This window comes from Bacteroides sp. (assembly GCA_036351255.1).
GTDB lineage: Bacteria > Bacteroidota > Bacteroidia > Bacteroidales > UBA7960 > UBA7960.
This window is the reverse complement of sequence record JAZBOS010000143.1, coordinates 1-18,785: the sequence shown is the minus strand read 5'-3', so window position 1 is coordinate 18,785 and position 18,785 is coordinate 1. Positions and strand designations below refer to the sequence as shown.

At 46.0% G+C, this 18,785-nt stretch carries 16 protein-coding genes; 8 read left to right on the top strand and 8 right to left on the bottom strand.

From position 1 onward, the window contains the following. Nucleotides 1–26 precede the first annotated feature (26 nt). From porU to ispF, 3 genes are all read left to right on the top strand, one after another. Nucleotides 27–3,884, top strand: coding sequence for a type IX secretion system sortase PorU (gene porU / locus V2I46_13970; protein ID MEE4178607.1), 3,858 nt, complete (start codon nt 27–29; stop codon nt 3,882–3,884). 249 nt (nt 3,885–4,133) lie between these two features. Further along, a complete protein-coding gene (porV, locus tag V2I46_13965) occupies nt 4,134–5,342 on the top strand; it encodes a type IX secretion system outer membrane channel protein PorV (GenBank protein ID MEE4178606.1) in 1,209 nt (402 codons plus the stop codon). A gap of 82 nt (nt 5,343–5,424) precedes the next feature. Then, nucleotides 5,425–5,907, top strand: coding sequence for a 2-C-methyl-D-erythritol 2,4-cyclodiphosphate synthase (gene ispF, locus V2I46_13960; GenBank protein ID MEE4178605.1), 483 nt, complete (start codon nt 5,425–5,427; stop codon nt 5,905–5,907). Between the two features lie 9 nt (nt 5,908–5,916). On the opposite strand, the gene lptB is transcribed toward ispF, so the two are convergent. From lptB to V2I46_13945, 3 genes are read right to left on the bottom strand one after another with little or no spacing between them, the layout of a single operon-like run. After that, on the bottom strand, nt 5,917–6,642 hold the full coding sequence (lptB, locus tag V2I46_13955) for an LPS export ABC transporter ATP-binding protein (GenBank protein ID MEE4178604.1): 726 nt from the start codon (nt 6,640–6,642) through the stop codon (nt 5,917–5,919). Nucleotides 6,643–6,689: 47 nt separating this feature from the next. Next, nucleotides 6,690–7,034: a carboxymuconolactone decarboxylase family protein gene (locus V2I46_13950; GenBank protein ID MEE4178603.1), complete on the bottom strand. Its 345-nt coding sequence runs from the start codon at nt 7,032–7,034 to the stop codon at nt 6,690–6,692. 10 nt (nt 7,035–7,044) lie between these two features. Beyond that, the gene (locus V2I46_13945) at nt 7,045–8,010 is read right to left on the bottom strand and encodes a KpsF/GutQ family sugar-phosphate isomerase (protein ID MEE4178602.1); all 966 of its coding nucleotides are present in this window, start codon (nt 8,008–8,010) and stop codon (nt 7,045–7,047) included. A gap of 178 nt (nt 8,011–8,188) precedes the next feature. Between V2I46_13945 and recQ the strand changes: the two genes are divergently transcribed. The 3 genes from recQ to V2I46_13930 all read left to right on the top strand — a co-directional run bounded on the left by recQ (nt 8,189) and on the right by V2I46_13930 (nt 12,155). After that, on the top strand, nt 8,189–10,387 hold the full coding sequence (gene recQ / locus V2I46_13940; protein ID MEE4178601.1) for a DNA helicase RecQ: 2,199 nt from the start codon (nt 8,189–8,191) through the stop codon (nt 10,385–10,387). A gap of 79 nt (nt 10,388–10,466) precedes the next feature. Further along, nucleotides 10,467–11,150: an OmpH family outer membrane protein gene (locus tag V2I46_13935; protein MEE4178600.1), complete on the top strand. Its 684-nt coding sequence runs from the start codon at nt 10,467–10,469 to the stop codon at nt 11,148–11,150. 12 nt (nt 11,151–11,162) lie between these two features. Continuing rightward, on the top strand, nt 11,163–12,155 hold the full coding sequence (locus V2I46_13930; protein ID MEE4178599.1) for an isoaspartyl peptidase/L-asparaginase: 993 nt from the start codon (nt 11,163–11,165) through the stop codon (nt 12,153–12,155). A 1-nt stretch (nt 12,156) separates the two neighbouring features. Here the strand turns inward: V2I46_13930 and V2I46_13925 are convergent, their stop codons facing one another. The 3 genes from V2I46_13925 to V2I46_13915 form a co-directional block, all read right to left on the bottom strand. Continuing rightward, nucleotides 12,157–12,660 (bottom strand): cytidine/deoxycytidylate deaminase family protein, encoded by a 504-nt coding sequence (locus tag V2I46_13925; protein MEE4178598.1) that lies wholly within the window; start codon nt 12,658–12,660, stop codon nt 12,157–12,159. A 4-nt stretch (nt 12,661–12,664) separates the two neighbouring features. Next, nucleotides 12,665–13,231 carry an AAA family ATPase gene (locus V2I46_13920; protein ID MEE4178597.1) on the bottom strand — a complete coding sequence of 189 codons (567 nt, stop codon included), beginning with the start codon at nt 13,229–13,231 and terminating at the stop codon, nt 12,665–12,667. A 79-nt stretch (nt 13,232–13,310) separates the two neighbouring features. Then, the gene (locus V2I46_13915; protein MEE4178596.1) at nt 13,311–13,979 is read right to left on the bottom strand and encodes a YggS family pyridoxal phosphate-dependent enzyme; all 669 of its coding nucleotides are present in this window, start codon (nt 13,977–13,979) and stop codon (nt 13,311–13,313) included. Nucleotides 13,980–14,086: 107 nt separating this feature from the next. Between V2I46_13915 and guaA the strand changes: the two genes are divergently transcribed. Further along, nucleotides 14,087–15,616, top strand: coding sequence for a glutamine-hydrolyzing GMP synthase (gene guaA, locus V2I46_13910; protein ID MEE4178595.1), 1,530 nt, complete (start codon nt 14,087–14,089; stop codon nt 15,614–15,616). Nucleotides 15,617–15,679: 63 nt separating this feature from the next. Further along, entirely contained in the window at nt 15,680–17,761 is a 2,082-nt protein-coding gene (locus V2I46_13905; protein ID MEE4178594.1) for a LysM peptidoglycan-binding domain-containing protein, read from the top strand. On the opposite strand, the gene V2I46_13900 is transcribed toward V2I46_13905, so the two are convergent. Both V2I46_13900 and V2I46_13895 read right to left on the bottom strand, forming a co-directional pair. Next, a complete protein-coding gene (locus tag V2I46_13900; protein ID MEE4178593.1) occupies nt 17,758–18,414 on the bottom strand; it encodes an outer membrane lipoprotein carrier protein LolA in 657 nt (218 codons plus the stop codon). The genes V2I46_13905 and V2I46_13900 overlap by 4 nt on opposite strands. A 14-nt stretch (nt 18,415–18,428) precedes the next feature. Further along, the coding region (locus tag V2I46_13895; protein ID MEE4178592.1) for a DNA translocase FtsK at nt 18,429–18,785 on the bottom strand (357 nt) is incomplete at its 5' end.

The window sequence follows — 18,785 nt, the reverse complement described above, 5'->3', positions numbered from 1 at the left end:
ACAAAGCCCAGTAACCCGATAGAGAGATGATTAAAATTTGCAGCTTTTTTCTGGTTCTCCTGACCTTCCCTGTTTTTCTTTTCGGGCAGAATAACGCCCGGGAATTCCGGCTGGACTGGCAGAGCCCCGAGAGAATCCAGCCTGCTCCTGAGTATTTTATTGACCTGGTTAAGTTTTCCGGTGCCGTTTATGGCGATTCGCTGGACAACATTCCTATGTTTACATACCGGGTGAAGAATACGGTACCTCATTTTAGGGTGGAATTCAATTTGCAGCAGGAAGCGTTTGTACCGGTAAGCATGGAGGAAAGGCGTATTCTGGAAGAAGCTGGTTTCCCATTTTCTGACATTGAGTTGTTTCAGGGGCAACAGCAGGTTCGAAAGGAAGCATTTTCGGTGGTTTCTTTTTTCCCAATCCGCAAGAATCCCTCCACAGGAGGTTTTGAAAAACTAGTCTCGTTTATCCTTAAGGAAGAGACTATTTATGATGCCGCAATTTCCTATGAACCGGTTCAGGAATATGTTTCGAATTCGGTGCTTTCAAGTGGGACTTGGTATAAAATTTGCGGGAGTGAAACCGGAGTCTATCAGCTGACTTATGATGATTTGGCTTCCCTGGGGGTGGCCATGGGGGGGCTTCAAAAATCAAATATCAGGATCTTTGGTCACGGGGGGGGGATGCTTCCCGAGGATAACAGTACTCCCCGTATCGATGACCTGAAAGAGTTGGCCATCTTTGTTTCAGGAAGTCAGAGCGGTACGTTTGGCCAGAACGATTACATTCTTTATTACAATGAATCGCCCAATCAATGGACTTTTGATCCTGTTGAAAAAGTATTTAATCATCAGTTGCATTTGTATTCGACTGAGAACTGTTATTTCCTGACCACTGACAAGGGAGTGGGAAAAAGGATTGCCTCACAGAGCAGTTTGCCTGAAACGGCCACCCATACGGTAAGCACTTTCCAGGATTATGCCTATCATGAACGAGAACTGGATAACCTGATTGGAAGCGGCCGGGTATGGTTTGGTGAGGTGTTTGATGCCACGCTGATCAGGGAATTCACCTTTGACTTTCCTGGGCTGGTATTGAATGAGCCTGCAAGGCTAAAATCATACGTTGCTGCGCGGTCTACAGAGAACAGTTCATTTTTGGCCAAGGCGGGAAACGGCCAGATGACCCAAGGGGTGAACAGGATCTTTCTGGCAAACTACAATGGACCCCATGCTAATATTTCGGTTGATTCCATGTGGTTTAACCCCGTACAGGGCGATCAGATAAAGGTTACCTTGACATATAACCGGCCTGTTGCAGGATCAAGGGGCTGGTTAAATTACCTTGCATTAAATGTGACTCGCCTATTGCAGTTCACCGGCCCCCAGATGGCGTTTAGAAATGTGCACGTGATGGGCGAGGGCCATATTGCACAATACAATTTGGGTAACTCAACCAACCAGCTGAAGGTTTGGGATGTCACCGATCCATTCGAAATCAGGGAGCAGCAGACTGGGTTGAGTGGGAACACCCTGCAATTCAGGCAAACGGCAAGCGTTTTGCGGGAATTTATTGCCTTTGATGGGACCTCTTTTAAGCGTCCCGTGCTCAAAGGACATGTTGAAAATCAGAATTTGCATGCCATGCAGGCTTCTGACATGATCATCATTGTGCCGGAATTTTTGAAAGGGGAGGCACAACGACTTGCAGACTTTCGCAGCGAGCATGACGGTTTGAGCGTTTCGGTGGTTACCACTGACCATGTTTACAATGAATTTTCTTCGGGGACTGCTGACATTGGGGCCATAAGGAATTTTGTCAAGATGTTTTATGACCGGGGGGAAACGGAAGCCCAAATTCCACGGTACCTGTTATTGTTTGGAAACGGAACCATTGACAACCGGGATTTGCAGGGATTCGGCGGTAACCCCATACCCACCTTTCAGAGCGAGAACTCACTGCAGCCTGACCGGTCGTATATGACTGATGATTTTTATGGATTGCTTGATGATTCGGAAGGGCAGGATGCCAATGGAAGTCTGGATATCGGCATCGGGCGTTTGCCGGTAAGAACCCTTGAGGAGGCAAAAACTGTGGTGGATAAGATCATCAGGTACGATCAGCGCATTCCTGGTATGGATCCGGAACAAGACAACATGCAAAATATTGGGGTGGTTTCCAACTACGCTGACTGGAGAAATCTGGTGGTTTTGATTGCGGATGATCAGGATAACAATACGCATATCAGGGACTCGGAAACCCTGGCCGGGATTATGGAAGATCAATTTCCCCTTTTTAATGTTGACAAGATTTACCTTGATGCTTATCAGCAGGTTACCCTGGCCGGAGGAGCAAGATATCCGGATGTGAACCAGGCCATTAATGAGCGGGTGAATCAGGGTGCTTTACTTATCAATTACATTGGTCACGGTGGAATCATGGGCCTGGCCCATGAACGCATCGTGACCTTTGAAGACATTGCCACCTGGAACAATTATTACAATATGCCGGTATTTATGACGGCTACCTGTGAATTTTCAAGCTTTGATCACCCCGATCCTGATGATGTCACGGCAGGGGTAAGGATTTTTATGAAGCCTGATGGTGGTGCAGCCGCATTGTTTACCACCACTCGCCTGGCATGGTCGGGTCCCAACCTGACCTTGAACCGCAACTTTATGAATGTTGCTTTTGAACTGGATCCACAAGGGAAGTATTACCGGCTTGGGGATCTGATCAGGCTTTCAAAAGTGAATAGCAGCGGACAACTGGAACATTGGCGTATCCGTAATTTTGTATTGCTTGGCGACCCATCCATGCAAATGGCGTATCCCCAATATCAGGTTGTGACCGAAAGTGTGGCAGATACAATCAAGGCCTTTCAGCAGGTGACCGTGAGTGGCTACATTGCGGATGAGACAGGGAATCCGGTTCCGGGATATAACGGTGTGGTTTTTCCCAGCGTGTATGATAAAAAAATGAATTACACCACGCTGGGTCAGGATTCCGATAGCCAACAACTGGATTTTAATATTCGGAATGCTTTGCTATACAAAGGAAAAGCCAGGGTGACAGATGGTCAGTTCAGCTTCTCATTCATTGTCCCTCAAGATATTGCGTATAATTTTGGAAGTGGGAGGATCAGTTATTATCTTGATAATGGGGAAAAGGATGGCAATGGTTTTTTCGAAGATTTTATCATTGGGGGCAGCCTGGTCAATTATGATCCAGATCAGGAAGGCCCCGATATCAGATTGTTTCTGAACGATACCACTTTCGTGTCGGGTGAAACGACCAATCAGAATCCCTTATTACTGGCGCTCTTGTTTGATGAAAGCGGAATAAACATTACCGGAAGAATAGGGCATGATATTGTTGCGATTCTAAACGAGGAGACTTCAAGCCCGGTGGTTTTAAATAACTTTTTCGAGGCTGATTTGGATGATTTTCAGCGAGGCAGGGTGATTTATCCCTTCAATGGTTTGCCGGAAGGACGCCATACCCTTTCGCTCAGGGCATGGGACGTTCATAATAACCCCTCTACGGTTTCCATTGAATTCATTGTCAGCCGGACTGCAGCACTGGCCCTGGAGAATTTGATGAATTACCCCAATCCCTTCAGGGATTTTACCCAATTTAAGTTTACCCATAACCAGCCCTTTTCAGAACTCGATGTAACTATTGAGATATTTGACCTCAGTGGCAAGCTCATGCAAACCATTGAGACGACTGTAAACTCCCCCAGTTATCAATCGCCTCCCATTCCCTGGGACGGAAAAGATCAGGAAGGAAGGACTATCGGGAATGGCATTTACCTTTACAGGCTGATTTTGCAGACACCTGATGGAAACGTTTCCACCATGACCCAAAAGCTTGTCGTATTACGGTGAAAGATAGAAATGGGAGACACATGACAAAAGGCAGGGATTCACAATTCATTGCAATATGGAAGGCTTTAATTCGTTATATTTGCATTCCGAAAAAAGCACGTTCTTTTTCAAAGCGAAGAATTTATTCAGTTGTTTGCAATTTTTTTGGTTTTCCCTGAATACGGGACAAATTGTTAGCAATGCAGGCTTAAAATCTTAGAAAAAAAGGGTCAACAAGCCTCAATGAATGGTATAAATAACAAATTTCACATGAAGAATAAGATAAATAAGGTATTGCTTGTTTTGGTGGTGTTGGTTTCTCCTTATGGACTTTTTGCACAGGAATACACCGACGTATTGGGTCAGCGGTTGAATACCATTACGACTGCGGTACCTTTTTTAATGATTGCACCTGATTCGCGTGCGGGAGCTATGGGTGATGCTGGGGTATCCTCTTCGCCCGATGCCAATTCGATGCACTGGAATCCGGCCAAGTATGCTTTCATTGAACAGGATATGGGGTTTGCCATGAATTATACACCCTGGCTGCGTGCCCTGGTGCCTGACATTAACCTCTCCTACCTCAGTGGTTTTAAGCGTTTGGATGATTTGCAAACCCTGGCCTTTTCTCTGACTTATTTTTCTCTTGGAGAGATCAATTTTACAGATGAGGCAGGGGAGTTTCTGTTCCCCGTTAAACCCAATGAATTTTCCATTGATGTTGCTTATGCCCGAAAACTCGGTGAACACATCTCTGGTGCAATTGCAACTCGATTCATATACAGCAACCTGACTCAGGGCCAATTTGTGGGGAGTATTGAAACGAAACCAGGTTGGGCCCTGGCGGCTGACGTCTCTGCTTTTTATACGCGGGAATTGGATCTCGGCCGGACACCTTCTATTCTTTCTGCCGGACTTAACATTTCCAATATTGGAAACAGGATCTCGTATTCTGATGAGATCAATGCCAATTTCATACCAATCAACCTTCGTATGGGACCTTCGCTGACTTTTATCCTGGATGATTACAATCAGTTAAGTCTGATGGTGGATATAAATAAATTGCTTGTCCCTACGCCGCCCATTTATGAGCGTGATGACACCGGACAACTGGTTATTGGTGATGATGGGGAATATGTAATTGCATCAGGGAAAGATCCGAATCGTTCGGTGGTTGCAGGTATTTTTGGGTCCTTTACAGACGCGCCGGGTGGATTCAAGGAAGAAATAAATGAATTGACTTATTCGGCTGGGGCTGAGTACTGGTACGACAAGCAATTTGCTATTCGTGCCGGATATTTTCACGAACATAGAACCAAGGGTGACAGGAAATATGTCACATTGGGGATAGGTTTAAAATACAATGTCTTTGGATTGGATTTTGCTTATCTGGTTCCTTTGGCACAGCGCAGCCCACTTGAGAATGTATTGCGTTTTACCCTGCACTTTGACTTTGATGCTCTTCAGCAGGGGCAATAAAACCCAACCTGGGATTTTTAATTAATCGGGTCATGTTCCCTGGGTTTTCCGGAAGAACATTGACCTTTTTTTAAAAAGGGATATGGATTTTCGCGTTGGATTTGGCTATGATGTTCACCGCCTGGGAGTTGGTCGCCCGCTGGTTCTTGGAGGTATTACAATCCCCTATCATAAAGGTGGAATAGGTCATTCGGATGCCGATGTGTTGATCCACGCTATTATGGATGCCTTACTGGGGGCAGCCGGATTAAGGGATATCGGATTTTATTTTCCTGATCAGGATCCTTCCTTTAAGGATATAGACAGTAAGATCCTGCTTCAAAAGACTTTTCAATTGGTAAAGGAGAAGGGGTTTTCTTTAGGCAATTTGGATACTACCGTATGCCTGGAAAAGCCAAAAATTGCCGGTTTAATTCCTGAGATGCGGAAAGTGCTGGCAGAAATCCTTGAAGTGGAAGAAGGATTGGTTTCAATCAAGGCAACCACTAACGAAGGAATGGGTTTTACTGGCCGGGAAGAAGGCCTGAAAGCATACGCAGTGGTGCTTCTGATAAAAAAGTCCTGAAAAGAAAAATTATCTTCTTAACTGGAAGTTGGTCCCCAGGTATACTTTCCTGACTTCTTCGTCCATAGCAAGTTCTTCGGATGTGCCTGCCTTTAGAATAGATCCTTCAAAAAGAAGATAAGCACGATCGGTAATGGAGAGGGTTTCATGAACATTATGGTCAGTAATCAAAACCCCGATATTCTTTTCCTTAAGTTTTGATACTATATTCTGGATGTCTTCCACGGCAATGGGATCTACCCCGGCAAAGGGTTCATCGAGCAGGATAAATTTTGGGTCAACTGCAAGGGATCGTGCAATTTCGGTGCGTCGGCGTTCTCCTCCGGAAAGCGTAATCCCCTTACTTTTACGGATGTTCTGAAGACCGAATTCCTCCAGGAGATTTTCCAGGCGTATTTTTTGGTCAGCCTTGGACATTTTGGTGAATTCGAGAACAGCCTTAATGTTGTCCTCAACGCTCAAATTCCGAAATACGCTGGCTTCCTGCGCCAAATACCCGATGCCTTTCTTTGCCCTTCGGTACATGGGCTCGTCTGTTATCTCTTGATCATCAAGAAAAATTCTTCCTTCGTTAGGTTTGATGAGGCCAACCATCATGTAAAAAGTTGTTGTTTTGCCTGCACCATTGGGCCCTAGCAAACCAACGATTTCACCCCTGCTGACTTCAACAGAGACATGATTCACCACTACGCGTTTTTTATATTTCTTTACCAGGTTATCGGTGTGTAGCCTCATAGAAATTGAATATTGAATTTGTAATACTAAAAAATGAATGCGTTATTCTATTTCTTCTGAAGGGCCTCCCAGTATTCGACAGCGCGTCGAAGGTGCGGAATCACAATGGTTCCACCAATGATGTTGGCAATGGAAAAAACTTCAAAAACTTCTTCATGGGTTACCCCAAGTTCGTGGCATTTTTCCACGTGATATTTAACGCAATCGTCGCAACGCAACACCATGGAGGCAGCGAGCCCAATCATTTCCTTTGTTTTTGCCGGAATTGCACCATCTGAATAAGTATTGGTGTCGAGATTAAAAAGTCTTTTCAATACCAGGTTGTCAGCGTCCATGATTTTATCATTCATTCGCTGCCGGTAATCATTAAATTCCTTTACAAGATCACTCATTGATTTAAACTTATATTATCCCTTCGTTTAGAATATCGTGCAAATGTACGACACCTTTATAGATGTTATCATCAACGACGAGCAATTGGGTAATATTATGCTTGCGCATAAGTTGCAGGGCATCTACAGCAAGGGTCTCTCCGGTTATGGTCTTAGGGTTAGAGGTCATGATATCGCGCGCCATCACATTGGAAAGGTCTGAATTTCGCTGAAGCATCCGCCGCAGGTCGCCATCCGTGATGACTCCAACCAGTTTTTCACCGTCAACCACCGCAGTGACGCCGAGGCGTTTTCCTGAGATTTCGAAGATCACCTCACGAAGGGGGGTGTCTAGGTTCACCCGGGGCTTTTCGTTTGAAGGGAACAGGTTGTTTACCTTAATGTAAAGTTGTTTGCCCAATGATCCACCAGGATGGTATCGGGCAAAATCGCTGGTGGAAAATCCCCGGCATTGAAGCAAAGCTACTGCCAATGCATCGCCCATGACTAACATGGCTGTCGTACTTGCGGTAGGAGCCGGATTGCCAGGGGTGGCTTCCTTTTCCACAGTTGTGTTAATGATCAAGTCAGCCTGTTGTGCCAGATAAGAGTTATTATTGCCTACCATTCCAATCAGCATGGCCCCGAGCGACTGAAGCATGGGAATAAGGATCTTGATCTCAGGGGTGTTCCCACTATTGCTTAAACACATGACAACATCATCGGGCTGGACAATGCCCAGATCACCATGAATGGCATCGGCTGCATGCATGAAAATGGCCGGTGTCCCGGTGGAGTTAAAGGTGGCTACGATCTTTTGGGCAATGATGGCACTTTTGCCAATCCCCGTGATAACCACTCTTCCCTTGCAATGTAAGATACTTTCCACACCGCGGGCAAAGTCATTATCAATATAATTTTTGAGGTTGTTTATCGCAAGTAATTCCGTGTCGATGGTCTGCAGCGCAATATCCTTGATTTCTTCTAGTGATTTCACGGTAAAGCTTTGGAAAATTAATTTTGTACTGAACGTTTAATGTGCTAAATTTACTCTACAAACCTACGTGAATTTTTGCAAACCTTAAAGCGGCTGTAAAAATTAGTGCGGTTGTTTTCGGCAGCCTTGGTTTTGATTTTAAACTGAATAATTACTTAATGTTTTAGTCTGTGGCGTCATGGAAGTCAAAAGTGAGGTATCGTTAAAGAACCTTTTAAAGGAAATATTCGGATACGATACTTTTAAAGGCGATCAGGAAGAAATAATCCGGCATTTAATGTCGGGTCGTGATGCCTTTGTAATCATGCCAACCGGGGGAGGTAAATCAATGTGCTACCAGCTGCCAGCGCTTATCAGCAAAGGCACTGCCATTATTGTTTCGCCGCTCATAGCCCTCATGAAAAACCAGGTGGATGCAATCCGAAATTTTGCTTCTTACAATGGGATTGCCCATGTATTAAATTCTTCCCTGACCCGTGCAGAAATCCAACAGGTAAAGAAAGACTTGACAGATGGTCTTACCAAGCTTTTGTATGTGGCGCCTGAATCGCTTACCAAAGAGGAGAATGTCGAATTCCTGAAGGATATTGATATTTCGTTTTTTGCTGTCGATGAAGCTCATTGTATTTCAGAGTGGGGGCATGATTTCCGGCCGGAGTACCGGCGACTGAGGCCCATAATCCAAGCCCTGGATAAGCGTGTGCCGGTCATTGCCCTGACTGCAACAGCTACGCCGAAGGTCCAGCAAGATATTCAGAAAAACCTGAATATGGTTGATGCCAGGGTGTTTAAATCCTCCTTCAACCGGCCTAACCTATATTATGAGGTCCGGCCAAAAAGTGAAAGCTCCATTAAAGATATAATCAGGTATGTAAAGGCACAGGAGGGCAAATCGGGGATTATTTATTGTCTGAGTCGCAAAAAGGTTGAAGAACTGGCCGAAACACTGCAGGTAAATGGCATCCGGGCGATGCCTTATCATGCGGGACTGGATTCAGCTGTCAGGGTAACCAACCAGGATAAATTCCTGATGGAAGATGCTGAAGTCATTGTGGCTACCATTGCCTTTGGCATGGGAATTGATAAACCTGATGTAAGGTATGTGATTCACTACGACATGCCCAAGAGCCTTGAGGCCTATTACCAGGAAACTGGCCGGGCGGGCCGTGATGAAGGGGAAGGGAATTGCATTGCCTTTTATGCCTATGAGGATATTCAAAAACTGGAAAAGTTTCTGAAGGGTAAACCTGTTGCAGAACAGGAAATTGGGATGCAGCTATTAATGGAAACTGTCTCCTATGCAGAGTCCTCAATATGCAGGCGGAAGACCTTACTTAATTATTTTGGCGAGGTTTTTCATGAAGAGAATTGTGGGTCCTGTGATAATTGTTTAAATCCTAAAGAAAAGTTTGAAGGAAAAGAATATATTTGCCTGCTGATAGAAGCCGTTTTGGCTGTTAAACAACTTTTCAAACCAAAACATGTAATTAACGTTCTGATGGGAAAAGCAAGCACAACCATAAAGAACTGCAAACATCATCAACTGGAGGTGTTTGGGAAAGGGGCCGATAATGATGAGAAATTCTGGTACGCAGTCATGCGGCAGAGTCTCGTTGAGCGACTGCTTGAAAAAGATATTGAAGATTACGGTACCCTGAAAGTAACCAAGGCGGGAAAAGAATTTCTGGATAAGCCCCGTTCGGTGAAGATGAGTAAGGACCATGATTATGATAATCCTTCTGAAGGAGATGGGTTGACAGGAATGGGGCAAAAGACCAGTGCCACCGATAAAGTCCTTTTTGCCTTGCTTAAAGACTTAAGGAAGGAAATCGCACGAAAAAATAATTTGCCACCCTTTGTGATCTTTCAGGATCCTTCGCTTGAAGATATGGCTATTCAGTACCCGGTGAAACTGGATGAACTGAAACAGATTACCGGTGTGGGCTCCGGAAAAGCCGAACGCTTTGGAAAACCCTTTGTTGACCTTATTTCCCGTTATGTGGACGAGAATGAGATTGAACGGCCTATGGATATGGTTGTGAAATCTGTGGTCAATAAGTCAGGCCTTAAAGTGTATATTATCCAAAACATTGACCGTAAAGTATCGCTTGAAGATATCGCCCTTGCCAAGGGCATAGAATTTGATGAATTGCTCCATGAGATTGAAAGCATTGTTGCTTCCGGAACAAAGATCGATATCCGTTATTACATCAACCAGGTGATTGATATTGACAAGCAGGAAGAGATCTTTGACTATTTCAAGACTGCGGAGACTGATTCTTATCTGCTGGCTCTTCAGGAACTTGGAGAGGATGATTATACTGAAGAGGAAATCAGGTTGATGCGCATCCGATTTATGTCTGAAATGGGCAATTAATAAATTCATTTGTTTATTATTAAATTCTTTCTGGCCTGTGAATAACTTTCGAGCAGGCCTTTTTAATTCAGGAGAAAAGATGACAACAGAAAATCAAAACATGAACCAGGAAGAAACCCCTGTGATGGAAAAGAAACCTTCAGGAAGAAAAATTAGTTATACCACTGTAATCAATCTGGTTCTTTTTTTGGGATTGATCGTTTTGTATGCCCTTTATTTTGCCGGAATAAGGAACAAGGGAGTAAAAGAAGAGGTCAACGCTCTTTCCGAAGAGATTCAGCAAGGTACTGCCAGTATAGCCTTCATTAGTTCTGATAGTTTGATGACCAATTATGAACTGGCCAAAAAAATGCGTGAAGAATTTGACCAGGAACAAGTTAAACTGGAGAATGATTTAAGCAGAAGGCAGCGGAATTTTCAGTCAGAGGTTGAGAAATTTCAGCGTGACATTCAGGCCGGTAGTATCAGTATGGACCTCGCACAGGCAAAAGAACAGGAATTGATGCAGGTTCAGCAGGAACTATACCAGTTAAATGAATCGTTTTCTTCGCGTCTCATGCAAAAAGAGGTGGAAATGAATAACGAACTCCTTGAGAAAATCACTGACTTCCTTGCCCGCTATAACGAAGAACACGGTTACGACTATATCCTGGGGTTTTCGAGGGGCGGTGGAATTCTATATGCCAAGGAGCAGCATGATATTACCCAGGATGTCCTGGAAAAGCTCAATAAAGAATACCTTGAAAAACTGGATGAAGAATAAATCTCTGTGATTATGAGAAAGCTGGTTTCTGTTGTTGTTTTCACAATCCTTGTAATATTTTCCTTTCATGTTGAAGGGCAGGGCAGATATACCCTTGTGATTCATGGTGGCTCTGGAAATATTTCGCGTGAACGCATGAGCGTAGTGCAGGAAGAGGCCTACCTGGCTAAATTAAACGAAGCACTGGAGGCAGGAGAGGCCATCCTGAAAGAGGGGGGGGGCAGCCTGGATGCAGTTGTTGCTGCCATTATGGTTCTGGAAGACTCTCCCTTGTTTAATGCTGGCAAGGGTGCTGTTTTTAATTTTGAAGGCCGTAATGAACTGGATGCTTCCATTATGGATGGCAGGACGCTGCAGGCAGGAGCTGTTGCCGGAATAACCAATGTCAAGAATCCGATTACCGCAGCACGAAAGGTTATGGAGCACTCACCCCACGTTATGCTTACGGGTCGCGGAGCTGAACAGTTTGCTTTTGAGCAGGGGCTTGAAATTGTTGACCCTTCCTATTTTTTTGATCAGCGCCGCTGGGATCAGTATAGGGAATATCTCAGGAATAATACCCAGTTCAGGGGAGCAGTTGAAACGGATTATAAGATGGGAACCGTTGGGGCGGTAGCCCTCGATGTGGAAGGGAATCTTTCTGCTGCTACCTCTACAGGCGGGATGACCGGAAAACGCTTTGGGCGCATTGGCGACAGCCCGATCATTGGAGCAGGTACCTATGCCAACAATCAGAGTTGTGCAATATCAGCAACTGGCCATGGTGAGTATTTTATCCGGAATGTGGTGGCCTATGATGTATCGGCACAAATGCTTTATCTCGGGAAGTCCCTCGAAGAAGCAGCCAATTATATTATCCTGGACAAGCTAAAAGAGCAGGGGGGTGATGGCGGTATCATTGCCGTTGACCATGAAGGCAACGTGGCTATGCCTTTTAATACCACGGGAATGTTCAGGGGTTTCGTAAAATCAACCGGTGAAACCGAAGTAAAGATCTTTCAATAACTTACTGATTCTCGTATTTAAGGATCTCGTCAGTAAAATAGGAAATTTCCACGCCTGCCTCTGCGAACATTTGTTCTGACTCCTGGCCGGCGTGGTATTTTTTTTCGCAAACCACCCTTTTTATGCCACAGTTGATGATCAGCATGGCGCAGACCCTGCAAGGGGTCATGCGACAATAAAGTGTTGCCCCGTCAATGCTAATACCTAACCTGGCGGCCTGGCAGATGGCATTTTGTTCTGCATGTACAGTCCTGACACAGTGCATGGTCAGATGACCATCTTCATGCAACACCTTTTTCATTTGGTGCCCTACATCATCACAGTGGGGTAAGCCTTTGGGAGATCCCACATATCCGGTTACCAGAATCTGGCGGTCGCGGGCAATAACACATCCGCTGCGTCCCCGGTCACAGGTGGCCCGTTTGCTCACCGTATGGGCGATCTCCATGAAGTACTCATCCCAGCTGGGACGAATATATTTGATTACATCAGGCTTCTCTGACATGATATCAATGATTTCTGTGTGTGATAAATTTCAGGAATTCTTCTGTTTTTTCATGCAACTCTTCCATGCTCCCGTTGTTTTCAATTACAAAATCTGCCTGCCTGATACATTCGGCAAGATTCTGCTTGTTGGGGTCCTCTGAATGCATCTCCCGTTGCTCATTGTTAATAAAAGTTGTGAACGAGACTTTATCTGTTTCAGAGTTGCGTTTCCTGACCCTGTTGAACCGTATGCGGGGGTCGGCATCAACGGCCAGCAGGAAAAAATCAGGTTTGCTTCTCAGGGCGGCAACCTCTCCCGGCGTGCGGATGCTTTCGATGATGCAATTCTTATCCTCCAGGGCTGCCGCTTCGTATAGTTCCTCAATAATGTAGGATGGGCTGTTCTTGGCGCGCATCTCGTTGGCCAGGGCAGTCAGGGTATCCCGGTTCACTGGCATGCCTCTGCGCTCCAGTTCCCTGGTAATAAAAGCACGCACCGAGAAATGAACAAAACCACAATAGCTGGTCAGGTATTCAACCACAGTCCCTTTGCCAGCGCCCAGGGTGCCGGTAATCCCAATAATGATCATTTGTTGATTTTTGCCAAAAGTAAGGTTTTTAATGATTGTCTCTGCCCGTTTCCAATCAATTTAGGTCTTTTTAGAGCGGTCATTCGTTTCTGCTTCCAAAAATGGAACTGCCCACACGGACCATTGTGCTTCCTTCTTCAATGGCTATCTGGTAGTCGTCAGACATCCCCATCGATATCTCGGTGAACTTTGAATCATCTGAAAAATATGCTTCTCTGAGGTGTTCAAAGATTTGCTTTAAATGCCTGAACTCCCTCTGTACCTTTTCCTGGTCATCTGTAAAGGTGGCCATTCCCATCACCCCACTGATCTTAATGTTTTTTAATTCACTAAATGTTTCAGAGGTCAGAATCTCCTCCGCCTCTTCCAGACTTAACCCAAATTTGGTTTCTTCTTCAGCAATATGAAACTGTAATAAACAAGGGATAACTCTGTTGTTCTTTTTCGCTTCCTTGTTAATTGCTTTCAATAGTTTAATGCTGTCAACCGAATGAATCATACCCACAAAAGGTGCAACGTATTTAGCCTTATTTGTTTGAAGATGCCCTATCAGATGCCATTCAATGTCTTTTGGAAGGGCTTCGTATTTAGGAAGCATTTCCTGGACTTTGTTCTCTCCAAATATTCGCTGACCGGCATTATAAACCTCCAGGATATCTTCTTCCGGTTTGGTTTTGCTTACCGCCACCAGTTTTACATTTTCCGGCAAATTATTTTTGAATTCCAGGTATTTTTCTGCAGCAGACATATTCTGGTTTTTTGGGGTGACTATCACAAAATTAGTAAATGCCCCGAATTAACGCATATTATGAGTGATTGAGGTCGCAGTATTATTTCAGTTAATTATCTTTGCATATGCAAGAAAAGATCCTGATCCTCGATTTCGGCTCTCAATATACTCAATTGATTGCCAGGCGCGTAAGAGAATTGAATGTGTATTGTGAAATTCATCCTTACCACCATGTTCCCGACGACCTCTCTGATGTAAAGGGGGTAATCCTTTCAGGAAGTCCCTATAGCGTGCGCGATGCCGGCTCCCCACGCATAGAGGTTTCCCGTTTTGATGGCAAAGTTCCCTTGCTGGGAGTTTGCTATGGCGCCCAGCTGTTGGCCCAGGAGAATGGGGGAGAAGTGGAAGCGTCTTCCACCAGGGAGTACGGAAGGGCGAACCTTTCTTATGTTGAACATGACGAACTCCTTTTGCACGGCATTGAGTTGCAGTCACAGGTCTGGATGTCACATGCCGACAGCATCACCCGCCTGCCAGGGGATTTCAGCATCATTGCGCGCACCAATGACGTTGGAGTGGCTGCCTTTAAAGCAGCCAACAGGCCAACCTTTGGACTGCAATTTCACCCTGAAGTTTACCATTCTACCCAGGGAATGGAACTCCTCTACAACTTTATAGTCGACATCTGCGGGTGCAGCCAGAACTGGACTCCCGAATCCTTTATTCACAGCACAGTAGATGCCTTGAAGGAAAAGATCGGCAACGATAAGGTGGTGCTCGGCCTTTCTGGTGGTGTCGATTCCAGTGTTGCCGGTGTATTGCTTCACAAGGCCATTGGGACGCAGCTGCATTGCATTTTTGTGGATAATGGCCTGTTGCGCAAGGATGAGTTTGAGCAGGTGCTCTACTCTTACCGCGATATGGGCCTGAATGTAAAAGGGGTCAGGGCCGGTGACCGTTTTCTGGATGCCCTTAGAGGCAAGTCGGACCCTGAAGAGAAACGTAAAACCATTGGGCGGGTCTTCATTGAGGTCTTTGATGAGGATGCTCATAAGATTCAGGATGTCAAGTGGCTTGCACAAGGCACCATTTACCCCGATGTCATTGAGTCGGTCTCTGTGAAAGGCCCCTCAGCTACCATTAAATCCCACCATAATGTGGGCGGTCTGCCCGACTTTATGAAACTTAAAGTGGTAGAGCCTTTAAATGCGCTTTTTAAGGATGAAGTGCGAAGGGTAGGGACCACCCTGGGTATTCCTCCTGCCTTGCTTCAGCGCCACCCCTTCCCGGGGCCTGGCCTGGGGATACGCATCCTCGGTGAGGTCACTGCCGAAAAAGTCAGGGTGCTCCAGGAAGTCGATCATATCTTCGTCAAGGCTCTGCGCGACAATGGCTTGTACAATAAGGTCTGGCAAGCCCTGGCGGTATTGCTTCCCGTTCATTCGGTGGGCGTTATGGGCGATGAGAGAACCTATGAGAACGTTGTTGCCCTGCGAGCCGTCGAATCTACCGATGGGATGACTGCCGACTGGGTCCATTTGCCCTATGAATTCCTTTCCAAGGTATCCAACGATATTATCAATAAGGTGAAAGGCGTGAACCGAGTCGTTTACGACATCAGCTCCAAGCCTCCGGCAACCATTGAATGGGAATAACAATTAGTAATTACAATTTTTGTCCTCCTTTTTCGTAATGACTATGAATCAAAATTTTTGGTAGTGAAACATACTGGATATTTACTCGTTGTCTTTTCCCTGTTGCTGGGTGTTCAGGATGCCTTTTCTCAATTCGAACCAGCCCCGGTAACCCGGTCAGCGGTGACGGAAACCATTGATGGGAAATTATATTACGTTCATACCATTGAGCCCGGGCAGACCCTGTTCAGCATTGCCAGAGCATATCAGGTTACCCCACGTGCCATTGCCGAGGCCAATCCCGAGACACCTGATCTGATAGAGGTTGTTCGGAGCGGCCAAACGATTCGTATCCCCGCTGACAGTAGTACCCCGGCGGCAAGTCCTGTTGCTGATTCCGCCAAAGCGCCTTCTGATCAGCGTCTTGGTGCGCAACCCCGTGTGGTGCGTGCCACCATGGAGTTCACGGAATTTGTGGAACATGAAGTAGGCCGGCGCGAAACCCTATACGGCATCGCACGCAAGTATGGGGTCAGCCAGGAAGATATCCTGCAATACAACCCTGAAGCCCGCACCGGACTTCGTTTCAGGCAAGTAATCAGAATTCCCCAGAAAACTTCCCGGCCCGTTGAGTTCTTTTATTACACCGTGGGAGCTGGCGATACCAAATTTGGCCTCTCAAAACAATTTGGTATTTCACAGGAAGAACTTGAATGGCTCAACCCTGGAATTAAGGAACTTGGGCTAATTGCTGGCCATCAAATTCGAATCCCTGCAGAGTCCATTGAAGAAAAAAGTGTAATACCCACTCCTGAGCAAGGCTTGTTTTTTCTTCCAGGAGACACCATTCCACAGCAAGCTCATTTTGTTGACGAATATTGCCTGGACCCCGAATTGAAATCCCGCTATCATGTCGCCTTGCTGATACCCCTCTTTCTTGATCAGTTCGAAGGGTATTCACCGACCCTGCCCGCCGACCATATCTCCTTCACCTTTATTCATTATTATCAGGGAATTTTGATCGCCCTTGATTCCGTTCAAAAACTGGGCCATAACATCACACTTCATGTGCAAGATATCGGAATGGATGTTGAGAAGGTATCCAATCTGACCCGGCAACAGGGCTTTGAGGATATGGACCTGATTATTGGGCCATTTTATCCTGAAGCCTTGAAAGAGGTGACTTCGTTTGCCCTACGTCATGACATTCCTGTCGTTTCACCACTTCTTGACAATTCTTCTCAGTTGCAGGGCTTCCCCAACCTGTTTCAGGTCTCTCCTTCCATGGAGACACAGCTTAGTTCCCTTGCAGGATATCTGGCAAGGGCTTATCCTGATGAAAATATCATCCTTGTCCACAATGATCAGCAGCAGGCAAGGGATCTGATCAGCGGCTTCAGGGATGCCCTGAGGATTGAATTTAACGATATGAGGCGTTTGGAAGACAGTCTTAGCCTGGCAAGAGTCGATGGCTATTACTTTAATGGTGCCATGGTAGGACGCCGGAGAACAAACGTACTGGTGGTTAACGACAGCCTGTTCCTGCAGCAAAGAACCCGCAGGCGCCACAGTCAGATCACACCACATGAGTTCAAAGAAATCGTTTTCAATGACGGTGGAATTGATGCCCTGACAAAAGTCTTTGAAAAAGAAAAAAAGAACATTGTTATCACCCTGATTGGAGGAGAAGCTTTCCTTTCAAATTACCTGCGCCAACTTGACGAGTTTACCGGAGATTATGACATCACCCTTTTCGGGACGCCCCAGTGGAGCGACTACCAAACCATTGATCCCCAATACCTGGAAAACCTGAATGTCCATATCTTCTCGCCCGACTTCGTGGAATACCACGACCAGCACGTGCGTGATTTCGTATACCGCTATCGTCAGCAATTCAACACTGAGCCATCGGTGGACGCATTCCGTGGGGTAAATACCGGTTATTTCTTCTTTAATGCCCTGGCAACTTACGGAAAACAATTCCCCAGGTGTATCGAAAACCTGAACGGCAAATCTTTTCAGAATCCCTTCCTGTTCGAAAAGCTGCAAACGGAGAATGACGGCTGGGAAAACCTCAAATTCATTTTATACCGCCATCGTGAATTCCGGCGCGAAAATGTGTTGCGTCCTTATCAGGAAGAAACCGAAGAAAATCTGGACGATTAACGCAAGTCGATGACCTCAGCATCGGGGTAATCGGAAGCATTGAAGGTGAAAAGACTGTCAGCCACTTCCGGGTTGCCCTCAAAGCGGTCTATCCGGTATGTATAAGTGCCTCCTTCGCGGTCGTAAGCGATGGTGTAAACCAGCATTTTTGTAGAGGGGTCCAGGGCCACCCTGAACTTAAAAAATGCCTGCGGGGTCTTGGGCACCAGGTCTATGATCTCCACCTGTTTTCCCTGGTGGCTCTCCTGGCGGATATGCTTGGCCCTGAACTGGGTCTCAAATTCCTCCAGGATCGAAGTAGGGGTGAGGCCCCCTTCGTTATTCTCCAGCAAGTTTACGTAAACCTCTTCCATTTCATCAAGGTATGACCAGGTATTGATGCCGTCAGAAATGAAAAGGTTGTCGTCTACTTCCATCCGGTAACGGTCACCCTGAGATATCAGCTCGCCTTTCATGGCTTCGATGACCTGCTCACCATGCCCCATTTCATAGGTGAACTGGATCTTCATGCTACGGTAGGTCTTTAGCTTAGCACTCGCCTGCTGTAGCATTTCGGTTCCCTTGACCTCAGCAGCGCGGTCAGGCTCCGACTGTCCAAAGCCAGGAACGAGAAACAGGAAAACAAGGATGGCAGATGCGATATATTTTTTCATGATTTCTTTCTTTTCTATTCACCTCGCAAAATCTGTTCCAAAACCATCGGATCTTTAATTTTTACTTCCCTGGCCTTGCTTCCTTCGAATGCGCCAACGATGCCGGCAGCTTCCAGTTGGTCGATGATGCGTCCTGCCCGGTTGTAACCTAGTTTTAATTTTCGCTGCAGGAGCGAAGTGGAACCTTGCTGTGTGGCCACGATGATACGGGCGGCTTCCTCAAACAATTCATCACGTTCCGAGGGGTCAATGGGTTCGGCATCCCCCCCATCTTCATCAAAATATTCGGGCAGGTGGAAGGCATCCGGGTAGGCCCGCTGCGAGCCAATGAATTCGGTGATGCGGTCGATCTCAGGCGTGTCAATGAAGGC